Source organism: Paenibacillus sp. ClWae2A, from assembly GCF_032452295.1.
Lineage (GTDB): Bacteria > Bacillota > Bacilli > Paenibacillales > Paenibacillaceae > Paenibacillus.
Map to the genome: position 1 here is coordinate 256,897 of NZ_JAULSQ010000001.1, position 18,151 is coordinate 275,047.

The window sequence follows — 18,151 nt, forward strand, 5'->3', positions numbered from 1 at the left end:
ACGAAAATAAACAGGGAGGTACTTAAAGTGAAAGAAAAAGAGAGCACGCTCGATCGTGCCGTAAGATTTACCCGGAATTTGGAGTGGTTGGAGCAGGTCGAAAAGGTAATTCCGAGCGGATGCAGCACTTTAGCCAAAGCACCTGAACGTTTATTTCCGGGGCATACCCCCGTATGTTGTGCAGAGGCTTATAATTCCAGATTTACAGATATCGACGGTAATGAATGGCTGGATTGTGAAATGGCCATGGGTACGGCGCCATGGGGCCATGCCAGACATGAAGTCCAATTAACCGTCATTCACCAGTTGAAAAAAGGGACAAGCTTTTCTTTACCTGCCGACATTGAGCTTGAATGTGCGGAGTTGATTCTGGAGCGGTTCGAGGGTCGTTATCCATCGCTGCGCTTCACCAAGAGTGGTGCCGATGCAGTGAGTGGGGCCGTACGTCTGGCTCGTGCCGCTAGTGGAAAAAGCAAGGTTATTGCAACAGCGTATCATGGGTGGCACGATTGGTCTGCCTACGGCTATTATGGTGGCCAGACGAAAGAACGTGGCATTCCAGTGGATATCGAGCGTTCAACAATCTGGATCAACAAACCTACTATGGAGCGAATTGAGGCTCAGATTACCTCATCTCCCGAGGATATCGCATGTATTGTTCTATGCCCCAACGAGTGGAAAAGGGACGCGCTGGAGGAAGCCGTGAATCTATGCCGGTCTCTGGACATCATTATCATATTCGATGAGGTAACGTCCGGTATTCGAATGGGCAAGCAGGCTACAGCAGGAGAATATGACATCTGGCCTGATCTGCTCTGTATCTCGAAAGGAATGGCAAACGGTTTACCGCTCGCAGCGGTAATAGGGCCGGAGCACTTGATGTCTTTGTCAGGACAGGTCAGATTCAGTAATGCCCATTCCAGCGAAACGACAGCGCTCGCGGCAGCCATTGCCTGTGAACGATTAATGAAAAATGCGAAAGTATGGCCGACTTGGCGTGATCCGGCAACCCGGATCATGGATCGTCTGGAATCTGAACTTGTGTTACTCGGATTGACGGATCAATTGGAAGTGAGAGGCACGTATGCAAGCTTCTGCATTCAATCCTTGGCTGAAGATAACTTCCAAACAGATCCTTTCCGCGAGTTCATGGTGAAGAGAATGGCACACTTCGGCATTTTCACCAAAGGATACTTTATTTTCTCCGATGCCCATACACGGGAAGAATTGCTGTGGGTCGAGGAAGCGCTGTTGCAGACCCTGTCAGACTGGAAAGAGATTCAGAAGCAGGAACATCTTCATTCGATGCAACTCTCGAAAACGTTTGAAGCTTAATCCATAGATCATAATCGACATTCGACTAGGAGGAATTATTCAATGAAAGCACTCGTATATCAGGATCTCAAACAGGTGACTTACCAGGAGATTGAGGAGCCAACCATTCAAAAGCCAAACCAGGTAAAAATTAAAATCTATGGTTCAGGTATCTGCGGTACAGATCTGAATATTGTCAAAGGCAAAGTGCCTGCAAATAAAGGGACGATCATTGGTCATGAAGGCGTAGGCACAGTGGTTGAGGTGGGCGACGACGTTCGTGGTTTCAAGATCGGTGATCGGGTATTGGTTGATCCAACGCAATCTTGCGGTACCTGCTCCTATTGCCGCGAAGGTCTGTTCATCTACTGTGAGAATTTTGATGACTATCAAGTAGGGATGACGACACACGGAACCTTTGCTGAATATTTTGTTGGGGACGAAAAGTATATCTATGCCATCCCGGATTCCATGAGTTGGGAAACAGCCATGATGATCGAACCACTGGGATGTGTACTTCAGACGTTCATGAAAGCAGGGACTAAGCCAAGTGACTCTGTACTGGTCCTCGGTTCTGGTGCAATCGGTTCCCTGTGTCAGCTTGTTAGCAAACGATTGGCAAGGCTTACTGTAGGCACGGAAGTTGATCCATACCGCAAAGAGTTCGCTTCAGGGATCGCGGATCATGTGTTCTATCCTCAGGATCTGACACTGGATAAAGTATACGAGATCAATAATAACAAAAAGTTTGATATTGTAGTGGACGCGGTTGGTAACCAGCTTCATGTAGGGTTTGAGTTGATTGCCAAAGGCGGAAAAATTATTCCTATGGGATATGACGACAGCTATGAGGTGACGTTCAAATCAACCGCCGTGATTAATGATGGCATTAGTATCATCGGTGCAGTTGCTAATCACTCGATGATCAGTACGGCACTGAAATTTGCCCAAAGCATCCCGGAGCTGGAACAGATGGTGACAGCCAAGGAACTGCTGAGTGATTATGAACAGGCCTTTAATGGAACGATTGGTTATGATCTGCGTACTGGAGAGAAGCTGCCGATGAATTCGGTCAAAACAGCTCTTATCCTATAAGAGGTACTATAAGCATGTAGACATTAGCGGGTTTGCCGCTGCGAGAAGTTGGAATTCGCAGCGGTGAAAACCGCAGAAGGAAGGGATATCGATTGAAATTGCTTCAAGATTTGCCGAAGAATCCACGCTACTCCATTTTACTCGAACCGGTATGGGCCATTCCGGGCACGATCGTTCTCTTCTACGCTCCTTTATATATGAAGGAAGCCGGACTTTCGGACATTGAAATCGGTTTAATCAATTCGGTAAATCTTTATTTTGCCTTTATCTTTCAATTGTTTGCGGGTTCCATTACCAATAAGCTGGGGCGGAAACGAACAACACTGATCTTTGATCTGCTTGCCTGGAGTGTTCCCATGTTCATCTGGGCCTTCTCCCAGAACTTCTGGCTGTTCCTGATCGCTTATTTACTGAATGCAACATCCAAGTTTGTAACGGTCGCCTTTAACTGTCTAATCATAGAGGATGTGGAGGAACACAAACGCTCGAAGGTATTTGCCATTCTCAACATGATTATTACAGGGGCTGGGGTACTCACGCCAATTGCCGGGGTAGTCATTGCTGATTATGGTATTGTGCCTACACTCGCCAGCATTTACTTTGTCGGGGGTATCCTCATGACCGCCATGTTCTTCATTCGTAACCGATACACGGATGAGACCGAGGTTGGCAAGGAGCTTATGGGATTGCATAGTAAAACCCGCGTGCTTCAGAGCTTGGGTTCCAGTCTGCGCCTGTTCGGAAAATCGTTCTACAAACGGAGACTTTTTCCGATTATTCTGATTACGGTGTTGTCCAATCTGATCCTGCAGCTGAATTTCTTTCAGGTCATTTTCTTCAAGGAACAGTTGAAGTTTGATGACCGTGTCATTTCGTTTATCCCAGTAGTGACTGCGGTGACCGTCATGCTGCTCTATCTGGTCATCATTCCGCGACTGAAGCGGCGTTCGGAAGAAAAGTATGTTGGTTTTTCCATCGTGCTTAGCACGGCCGGAGCCATTCTGTTTCTATTGATCCCTGTGGGGAATATAGGAATGTTGTTTCTCACGCTAATCGTGCTCGCTGCGGGTAACTTCATTTTGCAGACGTACCGGGATTCTCTGCTGATGAACCGATTGGGTACGCATGAGAAAGCCGATATGTTCTCTGCCGTGCAGACCGTCATGACGCTTACAGCCATTCCATCCGGTTACCTGACAGGCCTGCTCTACCATCACAATCCAACACTGTTGTTCAGTGTCATTCTTGGTCTATATATCGTACTCATGGTCATCATGTTCTTCCTGCCAGATCCGCAAAAGCACTCCCAAGTGCTGAAACCTTACAAAAATATGTAGAAGAAGGGGTTTTCTGTATATGGAGCGAATATGTAGTACAGAAAAAAACTGAATATAACTAGAAAACAACTTAACTTGGGAGGCTGCTAACAAATGACTAACGTAATGACAACAGAAGCACGGAAGCAATGGAGCTGGATGAACGAGCCCGAAAGCTGGTCCTATACGGATCAGGGAGGTGTGCTGGTGGAAGCGAAGGCGGACACCGACTTTTTCCAGGATCCAGCGGGGAAGCACATTCGTGCAACTGCTCCTTTCTTGTCCATGCCTGTGCCTGGCGATTTTGAAATCACAACCCAATTAACCGTTGATATGAAAAATCAATATGATTCCGGATGTCTGATGGTGATGGCGGATGATCTTAACTGGTGCAAAATTTGTTTTGAGTATGATGGAAAAGTACCTACCATCGTGTCGGTGGTGACACGTGATGGTTCATCCGATGATTGTAATTCGGTTGAAGTCTCCGTATCTAATCCCTATCTGCGTATACGCAAAGTAGAGGGCTGCATATCATTCTTTTATTCACCCGATGGGGATGAGTGGAAACTAATTCGTTATTTCGGCATGCCGATACAAGGGGAACTTCGAGCTGGATTAGTTGCACAATCGCCGACTGGAACGGGCTGTACGTGTCACTTTTTATCCGTGAACGTTACTCATCCGGACTTGACCGCACGCTTCTAATCCGCTCCCCCGGCCGTTCATTGGAGGGAGAACAGGTTCATGGTAAAAGCATTCATATTTGATTTTGATGGACTCATTGTCGATACAGAGACACCTTGGTACTATGCGTTTCGCGATATTTATGAAGAGCACGGAGTTGAACTTGGTCTGGAGCTATGGTCGAAAAATGTGGGGACATCCTTTGAGGAATTTCATCCATTTCTGTATCTGGAGCAGGCGCTCCAACAAAAGATAGATCATGATCATATCAAACTTCTCTCTGAACAGAAATACGAAGTTTATTTGGGACAGGCTGCTATTCTTCCAGGGGTGTATGAATTGCTTCAGTCTGCGAGGGAGAAGGGGATTCAGCTTGCAGTTGCTTCCAGCTCCACACGGGACTGGGTGCATGGTTACTTGCAGAAATTAGGCATTTTTGATTATTTCACAGTCGTTCATACATCTGAGGATGTGAAGCGAGTGAAACCGGACCCTGAATTGTACCTTCTTGCTCTCCAGAGTCTTGGGATCGAGGCTTCCGAAGCGATTGTGTTCGAAGACTCACCTAATGGCTTGAAGGCAGCCAATGCCGCAGGTATTCGTTGTATCATCGTGCCTAACGAGGTAACACGTGGTCTGGAATTCGCCATGCATGAACTTCGGTTATCCTCGCTGGCCGAGATTGATATGGAGGCGCTTTAATCCAGATATTGCTTGCGTAGCTCGATAGGGGAGATCCCTTCGTATTTTTTGAATACCGATCCAAAGTAACTGGCACTGTTGAAACCAACGGCTTTGGCTATTTCATGAGCGGTAGTTGCGTCATTTTCGATGAGCATTTCCTTGGCTTTCAACAACCGATATCGCATCAGATACTCCAATGGAGTCATTTGAAATTCTTTTTTGAATATCCGATTGAGGTGCTGCTCGGTAACGTCCATCTGCTCAGCCAACATGGGGAGAGAGATATCCTGATGATAATTTTGTTTGATAAACGTAATGAGTTCATCCAATCTTAATCGGGCATCAGAACGTTCATAAGCACTATAGCGTTCACCTTCAATGGTTAATCTGACCAAAAGCATGTACAGTAATGCGGATACGTGCCAGATCTGATCCTTGTGCCGGGACTGCAGCGCCAACGTAATTTCACGCAACAGGATATGAAGCATTCCATCCGGCTTGAAGGCGCGCAGCTCCCCGATCTGCAAGGTATGCAAGAACCGTGGCAATAAATAGCCATTGAAAGACAGACAATCAAATCGTAATGAATCACTCAGATTGTGGTAACGGTAGGTTACCTCCGGGAACAAAATGAGAGCGGTCCCTTTTTTGATCGAAAATTCATGATTCTTTGCTGCGATTCGCCCTGTTCCTCCGATGCACTGTACAATGCTGTAATCCCGTGAATGGTCGCTCCAATTCATCAATTCATCAACGGTCAACTGGTTTTGCCCTGTAATCATGAGCGGCATATCGGTATCCGGCGGATTCCCCATGCTAGGTTTCGGCATCGTCGTGTTATTCCTCTTTTCGTTAAAGGATCATGTGCGTAAGTGGCGTAGTTACAGAGTTAAAAGAAACCTAAAAAGAATTATATTACATAAATGGAATTATTTTAATTGAATGGCAAGCGATAATGAAACGTTTTCATATAAATGCTTCAACAATTCTTTATTGGATGAATGAGTATGAACTGCGGTATGAACTGTGGTCTAATTAGTCTCTATTTATGGACCTATAAGTACGCCTGCCTTGCCAACAGAATGCGAAACAGTATACGCTATAACGGATGAGTGATTAAGGAAAGGGATGCAAACATGAAGAAAGTCATCGTAGTTGGATCGGGTATCCTGGGGGCGTCAACAGCCTATCAATTAGCCAAACGGGGCGCAGAGGTAATCATCATAGACCGAAAAGATATAGGACAGGCAACGGATGCAGCTGCGGGTATCATCTGTCCATGGCTGTCACAGCGACGTAATCAGGACTGGTATCAGCTCGCCAAGGCTGGTGCGCGGTTCTATCCTGGCATCATAGCGGAGCTTGAAGGCGAAGGAGAAACGGAAACCGGATATGCTCAAGTGGGTGCGCTTAGCATTCATACGGATGAGGATAAAATCAGCAAGATGGAACAGCGGGCCCATCTTCGCAAAGCAGATGCACCGGAGATTGGCGACATTACACCTCTGGATGCAAAAGAAACCCATGAACGTTTTCCACTGCTGGAGGAACGTTATCAATCGGTACATATCAGCGGTGCTGCACGTATAGATGGAAGAGCGCTGCGCGATGCATTGATCAGGTCTGCACAGCGAAATGGAGCGGAAGTGATCCATGGAGACGCCACGCTTCAATCCCAAGCGGATCGGGTCATTGGTGTGAGTGTTAATGATCAGAGTCTCCTGGCAGATGAAGTCATTGTCTGTGCAGGTGCATGGGCCAACGAACTGCTGAAGCCACTCGGCATACACTTTAAAGTGCATTATCAGAAGGCACAAATTATGCATCTACATGTCACGGATGGGGAGGATACGGGCAACTGGCCTGTGATCATGCCGCCGTCTGACCAATATCTCTTGGCCTTTGATCAACAGAAGATTGTGATTGGTGCCACTCATGAAAATGATGTGGAAGGTTATGATACAAGAGTAACCGCAGGGGGCATGCAGGAAGTTTTGAATAAAGGTCTGGAACTGGCGCCGGGGCTAACAAATAGCACATTCCAGGAAGTACGAGTTGGGTTCCGTCCGTTTACACCGGGCTTTCTACCAGTAATGGGGGCTGTCCCAGGCTGGCAAGGTCTGATTACCGCGAATGGACTTGGAGCCTCTGGGTTGACCATGGGTCCTTTTATCGGGAGTCAACTGGCGAAACTAGCTCTTGGCATGGAGCTTGATATCGATATTGAGCCCTATACTGTTGGCAAAGCAATGGATGAAATTGAAAGAGGTGAGTCATGACCTATTCACAACGTTTATCCGATGGAGCGAACTCGTCCGATATCATATATCTGGAGTATCAAATCGGTACGACGAAAGAAGAACTACGCATAGCTTTGGAAAAACAAGAAACATGGGAACGCGAACTGGCTCATCTCAAGTCATCACCAATCAGGAATGCATCGGAAGACGGTTCTGAAGAGAAAGCCTTAATGGAGAAGGTAAACGATACTAAGACTCAGATTAGAACCCTGTCTGAACAACTCGAACAGCTACAGGAAGCAATGGGGAAACTAGGTGATTGATCGGTTCGTATTGCTTATCTCTGTGAAACACCGACAGAAATAATATACGATACGTATAAAACGAAAACCCCTTATAATAAGGGGTTTTTCTGATTTAGTTCAAATGGTTCATATCAATAAATGAACGAGTGGTATAAAATGGAATCGGGTGCTGAACTGTCAATTCAGGTACCCATGTAACCAATCACGAAACTATGCTGAGAGGTGGATTCCAAATGTATAAAGAAGTGATACGCGTTGAGGACATTACGGGGTTTCAGTCCAGATCTGAAGAGTTTTTCCCACTTCACTGGTTTCGAAAAATGCTGTCCGAGCATCCTGTGTACTATCACGAAGATACAGACACCTGGAATGTGTTCAGATACGATGATGTGAAACAGGTTCTGAGTAATCATGAATATTTTTCCGCCGAAGGAACCCGGACGACCATTGCTGTTGGAGCGAAGAATAATGAAGGCACACCTCCAGACAAATTAAACATATCAAGTATCGATCCTCCCCGTCATCAAAAAAGTCGTTCGTTGTTATCTGCTGCTTTTACACCGCGTAGTCTGAACAACTGGGAGCCACGAATTCGCAACATTGCACAGCAACTGGTAGCAGATATTGAGCCAAATACGACCATTGATATTGTTCAAGCGTTGGCCGCTCCTCTGCCTTCGATGGTTATGGCCGATCTGCTCGGCATCCCTCTTACAGACAGCCATCGCTTCAAGAACTGGGTAGATATTCTGTTTCAACCCATCAATCCAAAGACGGCTGAGGAGAGTGAACTGAAAAAGCAAACTGCAGCGCAAGAGTACTATCAATTCCTGTACCCTATTGTGCTTCATAAACGGTCCCATCCTGGTCAGGATATCATTACGGATCTGTTGAACGTTGATGTTGAGGGGGAGAAGTTCACGGAGGATGAGGTTGTTCGCACGACCATGCTTCTGCTTGGAGCCGGGATAGAGACAACGAGTCATATGGTTTCCAATACGTTCTATTCCTTCCTCTACGATGACCCGAGTCTGTATGATCAACTAAGACAGAATCCTGAATGGGTTCCGCTCGCAGTGGAAGAAATGCTTCGTTATCGGTTCCATAATGCCAAACGGCATCGGACAGTGAAGCAGGATAACCAACTGCTCGGAGTGGATTTGAAAAAAGGAGATGTCGTCATCTCTTGGATGAGTGCAGCCAATATGGATGAGCAGATGTTTGAAGACCCGTTTGAGCTAAACATTCATCGTCGGAATAACAAAAAACATCTTACCTTTGGTAATGGCCCACACTTTTGTCTGGGTGCCCCGCTGGCAAGAATGGAACTAAGCATTGCCTTGACTGCATTTGTGGAGAAGATTGCTCGGATCGAACCAGTGGATTCTTTTGATCTGGAGAATAATCTGGCCACTTCAGCTCCGGGACAGTCGTTGACCCATCTGCCAGTGAATATCGTTGGGTAGAGGGAAAGGTTCATACAGGATACAACCTAAAAAGCGGCAGATCAGACGTAAACGTCTTGATCTGCCGCTTTGTGATGCAAACAATTATGAGGCTGGACAACTTAATTTGAATTCATAGAAACTTTTTGTCTTACAACCTGTTTGATTTCTTCCTCTTTCGCTTGTTTGGTACGTTTAATAAAGAAGGAAAGAACCAATCCCACGACAGCGATACCGATGATAACAACATAAGCATCATTGATACCCTGGATCATGGATTCTGTGGCAAGCTGTTGTTGACTGAGGCCATTGGCTGCACCAGTCGCCATCATATCCTGTACGTGTGCCGTTGTACGGGAGGTCATGACACTCACGAGCAATGAAGTACCTACAGCGCCAGCCACTTGTCTGACGGTGTTGGAGATAGCTGTACCGTGTGCACCAAGTCTTGGTGGCAGTTGGTTAAGCCCCGCAGTCTGTATCGGCATCATGAGCAAAGCCATACCAATTCGGCGGCCGGTTGACATTAATACCAGGTATCCATAACTGGTTGAATCCGTTAAGTCGATGAAACCAATTGTCGTCACTATGGTGATCACCATCCCGATAACAGCTAGCCATTTTGCTCCAAATCGGTCAAACAATTTTCCGGCTACAGGCATCAGGAAGCCCATGACAAGCGCACCCGGAAGGAGTAATAATCCGGACTCCAGTGCAGTGTAACCACGTGCGTTCTGGAGATACAAGGGAAGCAACATCATGTCAGCATACATGATCATTGTAATTGCGATACTAATAACCGTGGTCAGGGAGAACATGTTGTACTTGAAAGCCCGCAGATCAAGCAGGGGAGTTTCAGATACGAGCTGGCGCCATGTGAACAGCGCAAGAGCAACAATTCCAGCCGCAATGCAGATAAGAACTTCTGCACTTGACCATCCCAGACTTCCTGCTCTGCTGAAACCATAGAGCAATGCACCAAATCCGATAGTTGACATTACCACACTGATCGTGTCGAACTTTGTACTAACCCGTTCGGATACATTTTTCAGGTATACAAACGCAAAGGCAATGACAATAAGGGTTAATGGAATCATGCCGTAGAACATCGTTTGCCAAGAGTAATTCTCCAGAATATAACCGGCAAGGGTAGGCCCGATTGCAGGGGCGAAAATGATGGCAAAGCCAACCATACCCATCGCAGATCCACGTTTTTCAGGAGCAAACAAGGTCAAAATAACGTTCATCAAGAGCGGCATGATAATGCCGGCGCCCGCCGCCTGAATCATGCGTCCTGTCAGCAATGTGCCGAAGTTGGTTGCAAGCGCGGATACGATGGTACCAATCAGGAAAATAAACATTGAAGCTTGGAATAATTGCTTGGTTGAAAAGCGTTGCATGAAGTAAGCCGTAATGGGGATAAGTACCCCGTTCACCAGCATATAACCTGTCGTTAACCATTGTGCTGTTGCGGCGGAGATGTTAAAATCACCCATCAGTTCCGGTGTAGCGACACTCATGATCGTTTGATTCAACGTTGCAAGGAAGGCTCCCAAAATCATGATAAACAGGATGGGGCCTTTCTTTACGGATAATTCTTCTTGTACTCTAACCTGACTCAATCCTTTTCATCCTTTCAATCCACGCGTGACTAAATTTACAACGTGTTGTATAGTTTACATTGTATTTATTGAATTATATACATATTCGGATAGATTACAATTTACGTTATGGCGTGTTTTCGTCGTTTATTTTACAAAATAAATGAATTTGTTGTGTAAATCAAAAATAAACGACTGATCGTTTAAAATTGTAATGTTCAAAATTTGAAGGAGGGATACACGTGAAAGACGAGAAGAAATCAGCCGTGGACCCAAGAATATTGCGAACACGTCAGTTAATTCGAGATGCATTTGTTGAATTGCTGCAGGAAATGGATATTGAGAAGTTGTCAGTCAACAAAATTGCCGAACGAGCAACGATTAATCGGGTAACCTTCTACCTGCACTATCGAGATATTACGGATATGATGGAGAAGATGGCCGACGAGATGATCGAGCATATTGAACGGATTGTGGATGAATATGCTCCTCATTTTGAGAAGCATAGGACGGAAGAGGCTTGGCCTGTTTTGGTCAAGTTACTGGAGCATTTTGCAGAGAACGCCTCGTTCTATCAAGTGGTACTTGCTACCAAGCGCACACCGATTTTTACCGAACGACTGCTCAAATTGTTGAGTACGCTGGTCAAAGCCAAAATTGATCGGGTAGAGATGGAAGATGAACTCGAAGAATCCGGTATTCACAAGGAGATTGCAATCTGGTACGGTTCTTCCGCCCTGATTGGTACCATTGTCTCCTGGTTGCGCAACGATATGCCTTATTCCCCGCATTTTCTGGCGAAACAATTCTCGTTGATTCGCTCGTACTCTTATAATGACCTGATATAATCAAACTACAATCCACTGATCTGACGGCAAACGGGGGGATATGACAGGGAAATTGCAGTCCATTTCACCTAACGTAAGTAGAGGAGGAATAATGTAATGAAATATAGTGCAGAACGTATCTATGTGAGATATTGGAATGTGGATGATGCCCCATTGCTTCTGGATCAACAGGTTCGAAATCGTGCGGAAATTGAGAACATATCAGCAAGTGATCGGGAGGAGTCTTTCTATAGTTTGGAAGGGCAAAGGTCACTCATTGAGAGCTGGAACAAGAAGAGAGCAGAAGGAAATCGCTATTCTTTTGGTATTTTTCTACATACTACGGATGAACTCGTCGGTGAAATTTCTTTGTTCGAGATCATACTGGATTCTACCCCAAAATGGATCGTTGGTTATGTGACGGATACCCTGCATCAAGGAAAAGGGTATATGAGCGAAGCCCTGCAATGTGTACTGGAATTTGCCAAACACGAAACTGAAATTACTCGAATCGAAGCTGGCGCTGTGCCCGATAATACAGGCTCAATCCGTGTCCTTCAAAAAGCAGGATTCAAGGAGAATGGGTCACAGCCTGTCCCAATCCAGGGAACATTGAAAGAACATACGATGTTTGCTGTGGATATACTATAAACAGGATTTTTTACTAGATCGTAAACAGGAAAAGGAGAAACCTATGGCTACTATACTCGTTGCAGACGACGATGCGAACATTCGCGAACTTGTTTGTCTATTTCTCAAAAACGATGGATTCACCACTGTGGAAGCTGCGGATGGTAAGGAAGCTCTCAATGTGTATGGCGAAACTCCAGTGGATCTGGTTGTGCTTGATATCATGATGCCTGTTATGGATGGCTGGGCACTGTGCAAAGAACTCCGAAGAGCCGATCCCGACCTCCCGTTACTCATGTTGACCGCGAGAGGAGAGACTTGGGAGAAGGTGAAAGGATTCGAACTGGGCACGGATGATTATTTGACCAAACCGTTTGATCCATTAGAACTTACCGCTCGTGTCCGAGCATTGCTGAAACGATACAAAATTGGCTCCACACACACAATCCAGTTTGGCAACGTCATCCTGGACCGACAGACGTATAAGGTGATGAGAGGTACAGAGTCGCTTACGTTACCACTTAAGGAGTTCGAATTGCTGTATAAGCTTGCTGGAACACCGGGACAAGTCTATACACGTGAGCAGTTGATCGATCAGATATGGGGTATTGATTACGCCGGAGATGATCGAACGATAGACGTACATATTAAGCGCCTGCGCGAACGATTCGCGACTACACCTGATTTTCGAATTGAAACGGTGCGTGGGCTAGGGTACCGACTTGAGGTCCATGAATGATCAGATCATTATACATTCGTGTGGTGCTCACCTTTCTGATCTCAGTCATCGCGGGTACAGTTATTTCTTTTTTTATGTCAACCTGGATATTCGAAGATAAATTGAACGAAAATGCCCAAATTAACATACGTAACTTTGGCCAGGACGTAGTGCAGATATATAAGGCGATGCCTTTGGATCAAGCAGAATTATTCGTTAGCAGTATGAAACAGCTTGATTCATATCATATTCGAATTTATGATGCAACGGGCAAACTCCAGACTTATGGGAAGCTTAATGAACATAAATCAGCAGCTGTATCGATGGAGCAACTCAAAAAAGTTTTAAATGGAGGGGTTGTTCAAGACACTCCCAACGGGATCGCTACCGTTCTTTTGGGGCTACCAATTAAGACGGAAATGGGCACAAAAGCGATGTTTTTGGAAACACTCGCACCGCCCTCCGCCTCTTTTGTAGTCCAGTTTGGCTTGATCTTTGCAACCTGTTCGTTGATGGCAGGAAGTTTGATGATTCTGGTTGCTTCTGTATACCTGGTGAGACCGATCAAGAAATTGACCAAAGCGACCAAACGGATTGCAGCTGGAGATTTCAATGTCAAGCTGAACATCAAGCAAACGACTGAAATAGGTGCGTTGGCTCGCAGCTTTGAAGAAATGATGCACGATTTGCAGCAGTTGGAGCAGATGCGCAGGGAATTCGTTACTAATGTTTCGCACGAGGTTCAATCTCCGCTCACCTCGATATCCGGTTACGCTTCGGCACTGAAGCAGGTAAACCTCTCAGAACAAGAGCGGAACCGTTATCTGGATATTATTATTGCTGAAGCAAAGCGAATGTCCAAAATGAGCGATAGCCTGCTGAAGCTAAGTTTGCTTGAATCGCAGTCACAGCAACTTCGACTCAATACCTTAGGTCTTGATGAACAGATCCGGCGGGTTATTGTGGCGCTCCAACCACAATGGTCTGCGCGCAATATTCATTTCGAGCTTGATTTGGAGAACGTGAAGGTAACGGCTGATCACGATCAGTTAAATCAGGTATGGACGAACATCATCGGAAATAGCATCAAGTTTTCCAAGGATGGCGGTATGATTAAAGTCAGTATCGAAGAGGATATCAACAATGTGAGTGTCCGCATATTCGACACGGGCATTGGAATTCCCTTGGAAGATCAGAAGCGTATATTCGAGCGTTTTTTCAAGGCAGATCGTTCCCACAGTCGTAAATATGACGGGAGTGGTATGGGACTTGCTATCGTTAAACAGATCGTGTCCCTTCATCAGGGTGACATCCGAGTGGAAAGTGAACCTGGTCAAGGCACAACCTTTATTATCACGTTGCCTATCCACCCACCAACAGATAGTTAGGCTCACAGGATAGGCCAATGAATAGAATATCCATCGGAGTATCTAAACCGAATTATCATGCTATGTGTAACATGCAAGCTTCCTTGTATGTTACACATGGCATTTTTTTGCTTGTTCATATTCTGTTCATATTATGGTCATGGGGAGTACATCTTTGTTGATTAGGATTGCATTAGCAGCCTGCTAGGCCAATATACAGATGAGGATAGGAGCAGATGAATGTGAATCAACAAGCAGAGAAAGAAGTACAGAGTAAAAGCAAAACAAAAAAAGTGTTAAGCATTTTGTTAAAAGTGCTTGCCGCAATCATTTTAGCAATTTTACTTTTTGTAGCTACCATATATACCGTTAATAAAATCAGTAGTTATTCGGAGCAAAAAAGAATGGAGCCGTATGGTCAACAGGTATCCGTAGATGGGAAAAATATGAATGTGTTCATTCAAGGCGATGGCGAAGAAACGATTGTACTTCTGCCGGGTTTTGGAACAGCTTCACCTGCACTAGATTTTAAGCCACTTATCTCGGAGTTAACTCCATATTATAGAGTCGTCACGTTGGAACCTTTTGGTTATGGATTAAGTGATCAGACCGAAAGGGAACGCAGTACGGCAAATATCGTCAGTGAAATCCATGAAGCTTTACAGAGTCTACATATTGACCGGTATATTCTCATGGGTCATTCCATATCGGGGATCTATAGTCTGGATTATGTGAACAAATATGCTGATGAAGTAAGTGCATACGTTGGGCTGGACACCAGTGTTCCAGCGATTAGTGAAAAGAAGGTTGAAGCATCAGAAATCGTACCGATTACATGGTATCGTAACTTGGGTTTCCCGCGTTTGCAATTGAAAATGAGTGATGATCCATATGCTGGTCTACCGTATGATGAACAAACCAAGGAACAATTGAACATTTTGATACAAAAGAACATGTTTAATTCAACTCAGTTAAACGAGATTGTAAGCATGTATTCCAATTTTAAAGCAGCTGAACAGTTAACGTTCCCAGTCGATCTCCCGGTTCTTTTCTTTGTTCAAAAGAATCATCCGGCAGTGGACAATTGGGTTCCCGAACACGAGAAGTTAATAGAGAACTCTGCGCGTGGTGAAATGGTGCTGCTGGAAGCAAATCATTATCTATACCGTTCCCATGCCAAAGAAATCGCTGAAAAATTCATGAGCTTTATGGCGCAAAAGTAATATTATTTAGTTTGTTCATATTCAGTTCATATTGACGTCACGGAGAGTACATTTTCATTGGATAAGATTTCATTAGCAGCCGATAAGAATACCCAACTACCAGTTCAGGACAGGAGAAGATCAGCGTGACACAACCAGAAGGCAAGAAAGGCAAGAACAGGACCAGGGTCAAAAAAGCACGAAATATTATACTTAAAGTATTAGGAGCAATCGTAATCGCTATTGTTCTATTTCTAGGTATTGTTTATATCACAAATGTAATCAGCAGTAATTCTGAGGCGAAAAAGATTGAGTCTTACGGTCAGCATGTATCTGTAGACGGAAAAAATATGAATGTGCTCATTCAAGGTGAAGGCAAGGAAACGATCGTGCTTCTGCCTGGTTACGGAACAGCAACACCAGTGCTTGATTTCAAGTTGCTTATTGATGAATTATCTCCATACTACAAAGTGGTTGCTGTTGAGCCATTCGGTTACGGATTAAGTGATGAAACTGAAAAAGAAAGAACCACAGAAAATATCGTAAGTGAAGTTCATGAAGCTCTGCAACAACTTGATATTCATCAGTACATGCTCATGGGTCACTCCATTGCGGGCATTTACGGCATTGATTATGTGAATAAATATCCGGATGAGGTAACTGCCTTTGTCGGTATTGATAGCAGTGTATCCACCCAACCAAGTATTACAGATGCAAAGTTCCCATTAAAAACATTCGCTTTCCTCAGAAATACAGGTCTCTTAAGATTAATGATGAAAGTGGGTGCAGACCCCTATGAGGGACTTGCGTTCGATGAACAGACGGTTGAGCAGATGAAAATGATCTCGAACAAAAACATGTACAATCCCACGTCATTAAACGAGATGGATCATATTTATTCCAATTTTAAAGGTGCTCAAGGTTTAAGCTTCCCTAAAGAACTTCCACTTCTTCTCTTTGTACAAGCGAATAATGAAGGGGTAGAAGGATGGATACCGCTGCATGAAGGTCAGATTAAAGATTCCGTACATGGGAAAGTAATCACAATGGATGGTTCACATTATTTACATCATACTCAATTCAAAAAAATTGCTGAAGACTTTAGAGCTTTTATAAACGAAGCGAAGTAAATATGGTGTAGACGTACACTCTTTAACTTAACAGGTGTGGATGAACGAATATGAGAAACCGTCCTGCGGGGTGGCTTTTCCATAATATATCTAATTCGGACGATGTCCGTGATGAAAGAGAGAGGCATTCAAAATGAGATTATTTGAGATACTTTTAGTTCTATCCTGCTTCGCTTTACTCGTAGACCTACTATTTATTAAAAGAAGTGCAAAGAAAACAGGCCTAGGTATAGGTATAGGAAGCAGTGTCATACTCGTAGCTCATTTATTGGTTGAGGGATACAGATGGCAGTTGCTTGTGGTATATATTATGACGGCCCTATTCATACTTATTGTTTTACTCAGACATTCCGAAAAAATGGTGAATCTAAAAATAGGAAAGGTGTTGAAATATAGTTTATCTTCCTTAATCGTCATTCTGCTTGTTGCTTCTACCCTCTTGTCCGTATACTTACCTGTCTTTAATTTGCCGAAGCCGGATGGTCCAGAGAAAGTGGGTACTCAAACCTTTCATTTTACAGATCAGAACAGAGATGAAGTCTTGACTGAAGATCAAAGTGATAAGAGGGAATTAATGGTTCAAGTATGGTACCCAACTGAAAATATTAATAACAACAAGCGTGACACGCTGTTTCCAAATGATAAAGAAATGTTCAAAACGTATATTAAGAGCTTCTCTGCTTCTTTAAAACTGCCCGAATTTTTGCTCGACTACTTGAAGTATAGTCAAACCAACTCTTATGAAAATGTAGAAATATTACCTTCTGCAAGTCCTTATCCTGTGGTGCTGCTATCTCATGGTATGGGAACCAGTAGAGTTCTACAAGCATCACAGGCGGAGAGTCTGGCCAGTCATGGGTTTATCGTAGTGACAATCGATCATACGTACAGCACGTTTGCTACCCTTTTTCCTGATGGCCGTGTAACGGGTTATACAACAAAGATGACAACCATAGATGACCGCAGAGAAGTTGGGGATATATGGACAAAAGACGTGGAGTTTGTAATCGATGAAATCGAAAAGCTGAATTCAGGTGCAATTGAAAGTCAATTCAAAGGGAAAATTGATCTAAATAACATAGGCTCGATGGGGCATTCTTTTGGGGGTGCAACGGCGTTTAATGCAACGTATTTGGATCCTCGAATCAAGGCCGGGGTTAATATGGACGGGTCACTGAATGAAGTAGATAATAGAGATGATATAAACAAGCCGTTTATGTTCATCAGATCAGGAAGTTTTAAAGAATGGTTAGTCAATTTTGAAAATGATAGAAATTCGGATGACGAAATAAATAAATTTCTTTCAGATGAGCTGCACATTATGAAAAATGTTATCGAACATGGGGGAAATGTGATTTATATAGAAGGAACCCAGCACTTTAATTTCACGGATCTTCAATTCTATTCGGAGCTGGTTAAACTGTCCGGGATCACAGGAGAGATCAATGGTAAAAGAGGATCAAGCATCGTAAATCAATATGTACTCGATTTCTTTAACAAACAATTGAAAGGAACGGGTGGAAACCTGATACAGGGTCCGAGCGACATCTACCCAGAGGTGAAATTTGTAGATCCGAAAGAACTCTAATT

General features: G+C 44.3%; 17 protein-coding genes. 15 read left to right on the forward strand and 2 right to left on the reverse strand.

Annotation, left to right across the window (positions count from 1 at the left end):
* The first annotated feature begins 27 nt into the window (after positions 1-27).
* The 5 genes from QVE09_RS00980 to QVE09_RS01000 all read left to right on the forward strand — a co-directional run bounded on the left by QVE09_RS00980 (position 28) and on the right by QVE09_RS01000 (position 5,114).
* The gene (locus tag QVE09_RS00980) at positions 28-1,335 is read left to right on the forward strand and encodes an aminotransferase class III-fold pyridoxal phosphate-dependent enzyme (protein ID WP_315935259.1); all 1,308 of its coding nucleotides are present in this window, start codon (positions 28-30) and stop codon (positions 1,333-1,335) included.
* A 42-nt stretch (positions 1,336-1,377) separates the two neighbouring features.
* Entirely contained in the window at positions 1,378-2,409 is a 1,032-nt protein-coding gene (locus QVE09_RS00985) for a zinc-dependent alcohol dehydrogenase (protein WP_315935260.1), read from the forward strand.
* 92 nt (positions 2,410-2,501) lie between these two features.
* Positions 2,502-3,746, forward strand: a complete 1,245-nt coding sequence (locus tag QVE09_RS00990; RefSeq protein ID WP_315935261.1) for an MFS transporter — start codon at positions 2,502-2,504, stop codon at positions 3,744-3,746.
* 93 nt (positions 3,747-3,839) lie between these two features.
* Positions 3,840-4,433 (forward strand): DUF1349 domain-containing protein, encoded by a 594-nt coding sequence (locus tag QVE09_RS00995; protein WP_315935262.1) that lies wholly within the window; start codon positions 3,840-3,842, stop codon positions 4,431-4,433.
* A gap of 39 nt (positions 4,434-4,472) precedes the next feature.
* Positions 4,473-5,114, forward strand: a complete 642-nt coding sequence (locus tag QVE09_RS01000) for an HAD family hydrolase (protein WP_315935263.1) — start codon at positions 4,473-4,475, stop codon at positions 5,112-5,114.
* On the opposite strand, the gene QVE09_RS01005 is transcribed toward QVE09_RS01000, so the two are convergent.
* Positions 5,111-5,926, reverse strand: a complete 816-nt coding sequence (locus QVE09_RS01005) for an AraC family transcriptional regulator (RefSeq protein WP_315935264.1) — start codon at positions 5,924-5,926, stop codon at positions 5,111-5,113. The genes QVE09_RS01000 and QVE09_RS01005 overlap by 4 nt on opposite strands.
* Before the next feature lie 306 nt (positions 5,927-6,232).
* On the opposite strand from QVE09_RS01005, the gene QVE09_RS01010 reads away from it, so the two are divergent.
* The 3 genes from QVE09_RS01010 (at position 6,233) to QVE09_RS01020 (ending at position 9,107) form a co-directional block, all read left to right on the forward strand.
* Complete coding sequence (locus tag QVE09_RS01010) at positions 6,233-7,375, forward strand: NAD(P)/FAD-dependent oxidoreductase (protein WP_315935265.1); 1,143 nt, start codon at positions 6,233-6,235, stop codon at positions 7,373-7,375.
* A complete protein-coding gene (locus tag QVE09_RS01015) occupies positions 7,372-7,659 on the forward strand; it encodes a hypothetical protein (protein WP_315935266.1) in 288 nt (95 codons plus the stop codon). The genes QVE09_RS01010 and QVE09_RS01015 overlap by 4 nt, the downstream gene beginning before the upstream one ends.
* A 215-nt stretch (positions 7,660-7,874) precedes the next feature.
* Positions 7,875-9,107, forward strand: a complete 1,233-nt coding sequence (locus tag QVE09_RS01020; protein WP_315935267.1) for a cytochrome P450 — start codon at positions 7,875-7,877, stop codon at positions 9,105-9,107.
* A 101-nt stretch (positions 9,108-9,208) separates the two neighbouring features.
* Here QVE09_RS01020 and QVE09_RS01025 read toward each other — a convergent pair whose 3' ends face one another.
* On the reverse strand, positions 9,209-10,648 hold the full coding sequence (locus tag QVE09_RS01025) for a DHA2 family efflux MFS transporter permease subunit (protein WP_315936070.1): 1,440 nt from the start codon (positions 10,646-10,648) through the stop codon (positions 9,209-9,211).
* Between the two features lie 281 nt (positions 10,649-10,929).
* Between QVE09_RS01025 and QVE09_RS01030 the strand changes: the two genes are divergently transcribed.
* The 7 genes from QVE09_RS01030 to QVE09_RS01060 all read left to right on the forward strand — a co-directional run bounded on the left by QVE09_RS01030 (position 10,930) and on the right by QVE09_RS01060 (position 18,149).
* On the forward strand, positions 10,930-11,535 hold the full coding sequence (locus QVE09_RS01030; RefSeq protein ID WP_315935268.1) for a TetR/AcrR family transcriptional regulator: 606 nt from the start codon (positions 10,930-10,932) through the stop codon (positions 11,533-11,535).
* A 96-nt stretch (positions 11,536-11,631) separates the two neighbouring features.
* Complete coding sequence (locus QVE09_RS01035; protein WP_315935269.1) at positions 11,632-12,165, forward strand: GNAT family N-acetyltransferase; 534 nt, start codon at positions 11,632-11,634, stop codon at positions 12,163-12,165.
* Between the two features lie 43 nt (positions 12,166-12,208).
* The gene (locus QVE09_RS01040) at positions 12,209-12,883 is read left to right on the forward strand and encodes a response regulator transcription factor (RefSeq protein WP_315935270.1); all 675 of its coding nucleotides are present in this window, start codon (positions 12,209-12,211) and stop codon (positions 12,881-12,883) included.
* On the forward strand, positions 12,880-14,250 hold the full coding sequence (locus QVE09_RS01045) for a sensor histidine kinase (RefSeq protein ID WP_315935271.1): 1,371 nt from the start codon (positions 12,880-12,882) through the stop codon (positions 14,248-14,250). The genes QVE09_RS01040 and QVE09_RS01045 overlap by 4 nt, the downstream gene beginning before the upstream one ends.
* A gap of 215 nt (positions 14,251-14,465) precedes the next feature.
* Positions 14,466-15,452, forward strand: coding sequence for an alpha/beta hydrolase (locus QVE09_RS01050; protein ID WP_315935272.1), 987 nt, complete (start codon positions 14,466-14,468; stop codon positions 15,450-15,452).
* 125 nt (positions 15,453-15,577) lie between these two features.
* Positions 15,578-16,561, forward strand: coding sequence for an alpha/beta hydrolase (locus QVE09_RS01055; RefSeq protein WP_315935273.1), 984 nt, complete (start codon positions 15,578-15,580; stop codon positions 16,559-16,561).
* A gap of 133 nt (positions 16,562-16,694) precedes the next feature.
* Positions 16,695-18,149, forward strand: a complete 1,455-nt coding sequence (locus QVE09_RS01060) for an alpha/beta hydrolase family protein (protein WP_315935274.1) — start codon at positions 16,695-16,697, stop codon at positions 18,147-18,149.
* Positions 18,150-18,151: the final 2 nt, after the last annotated feature.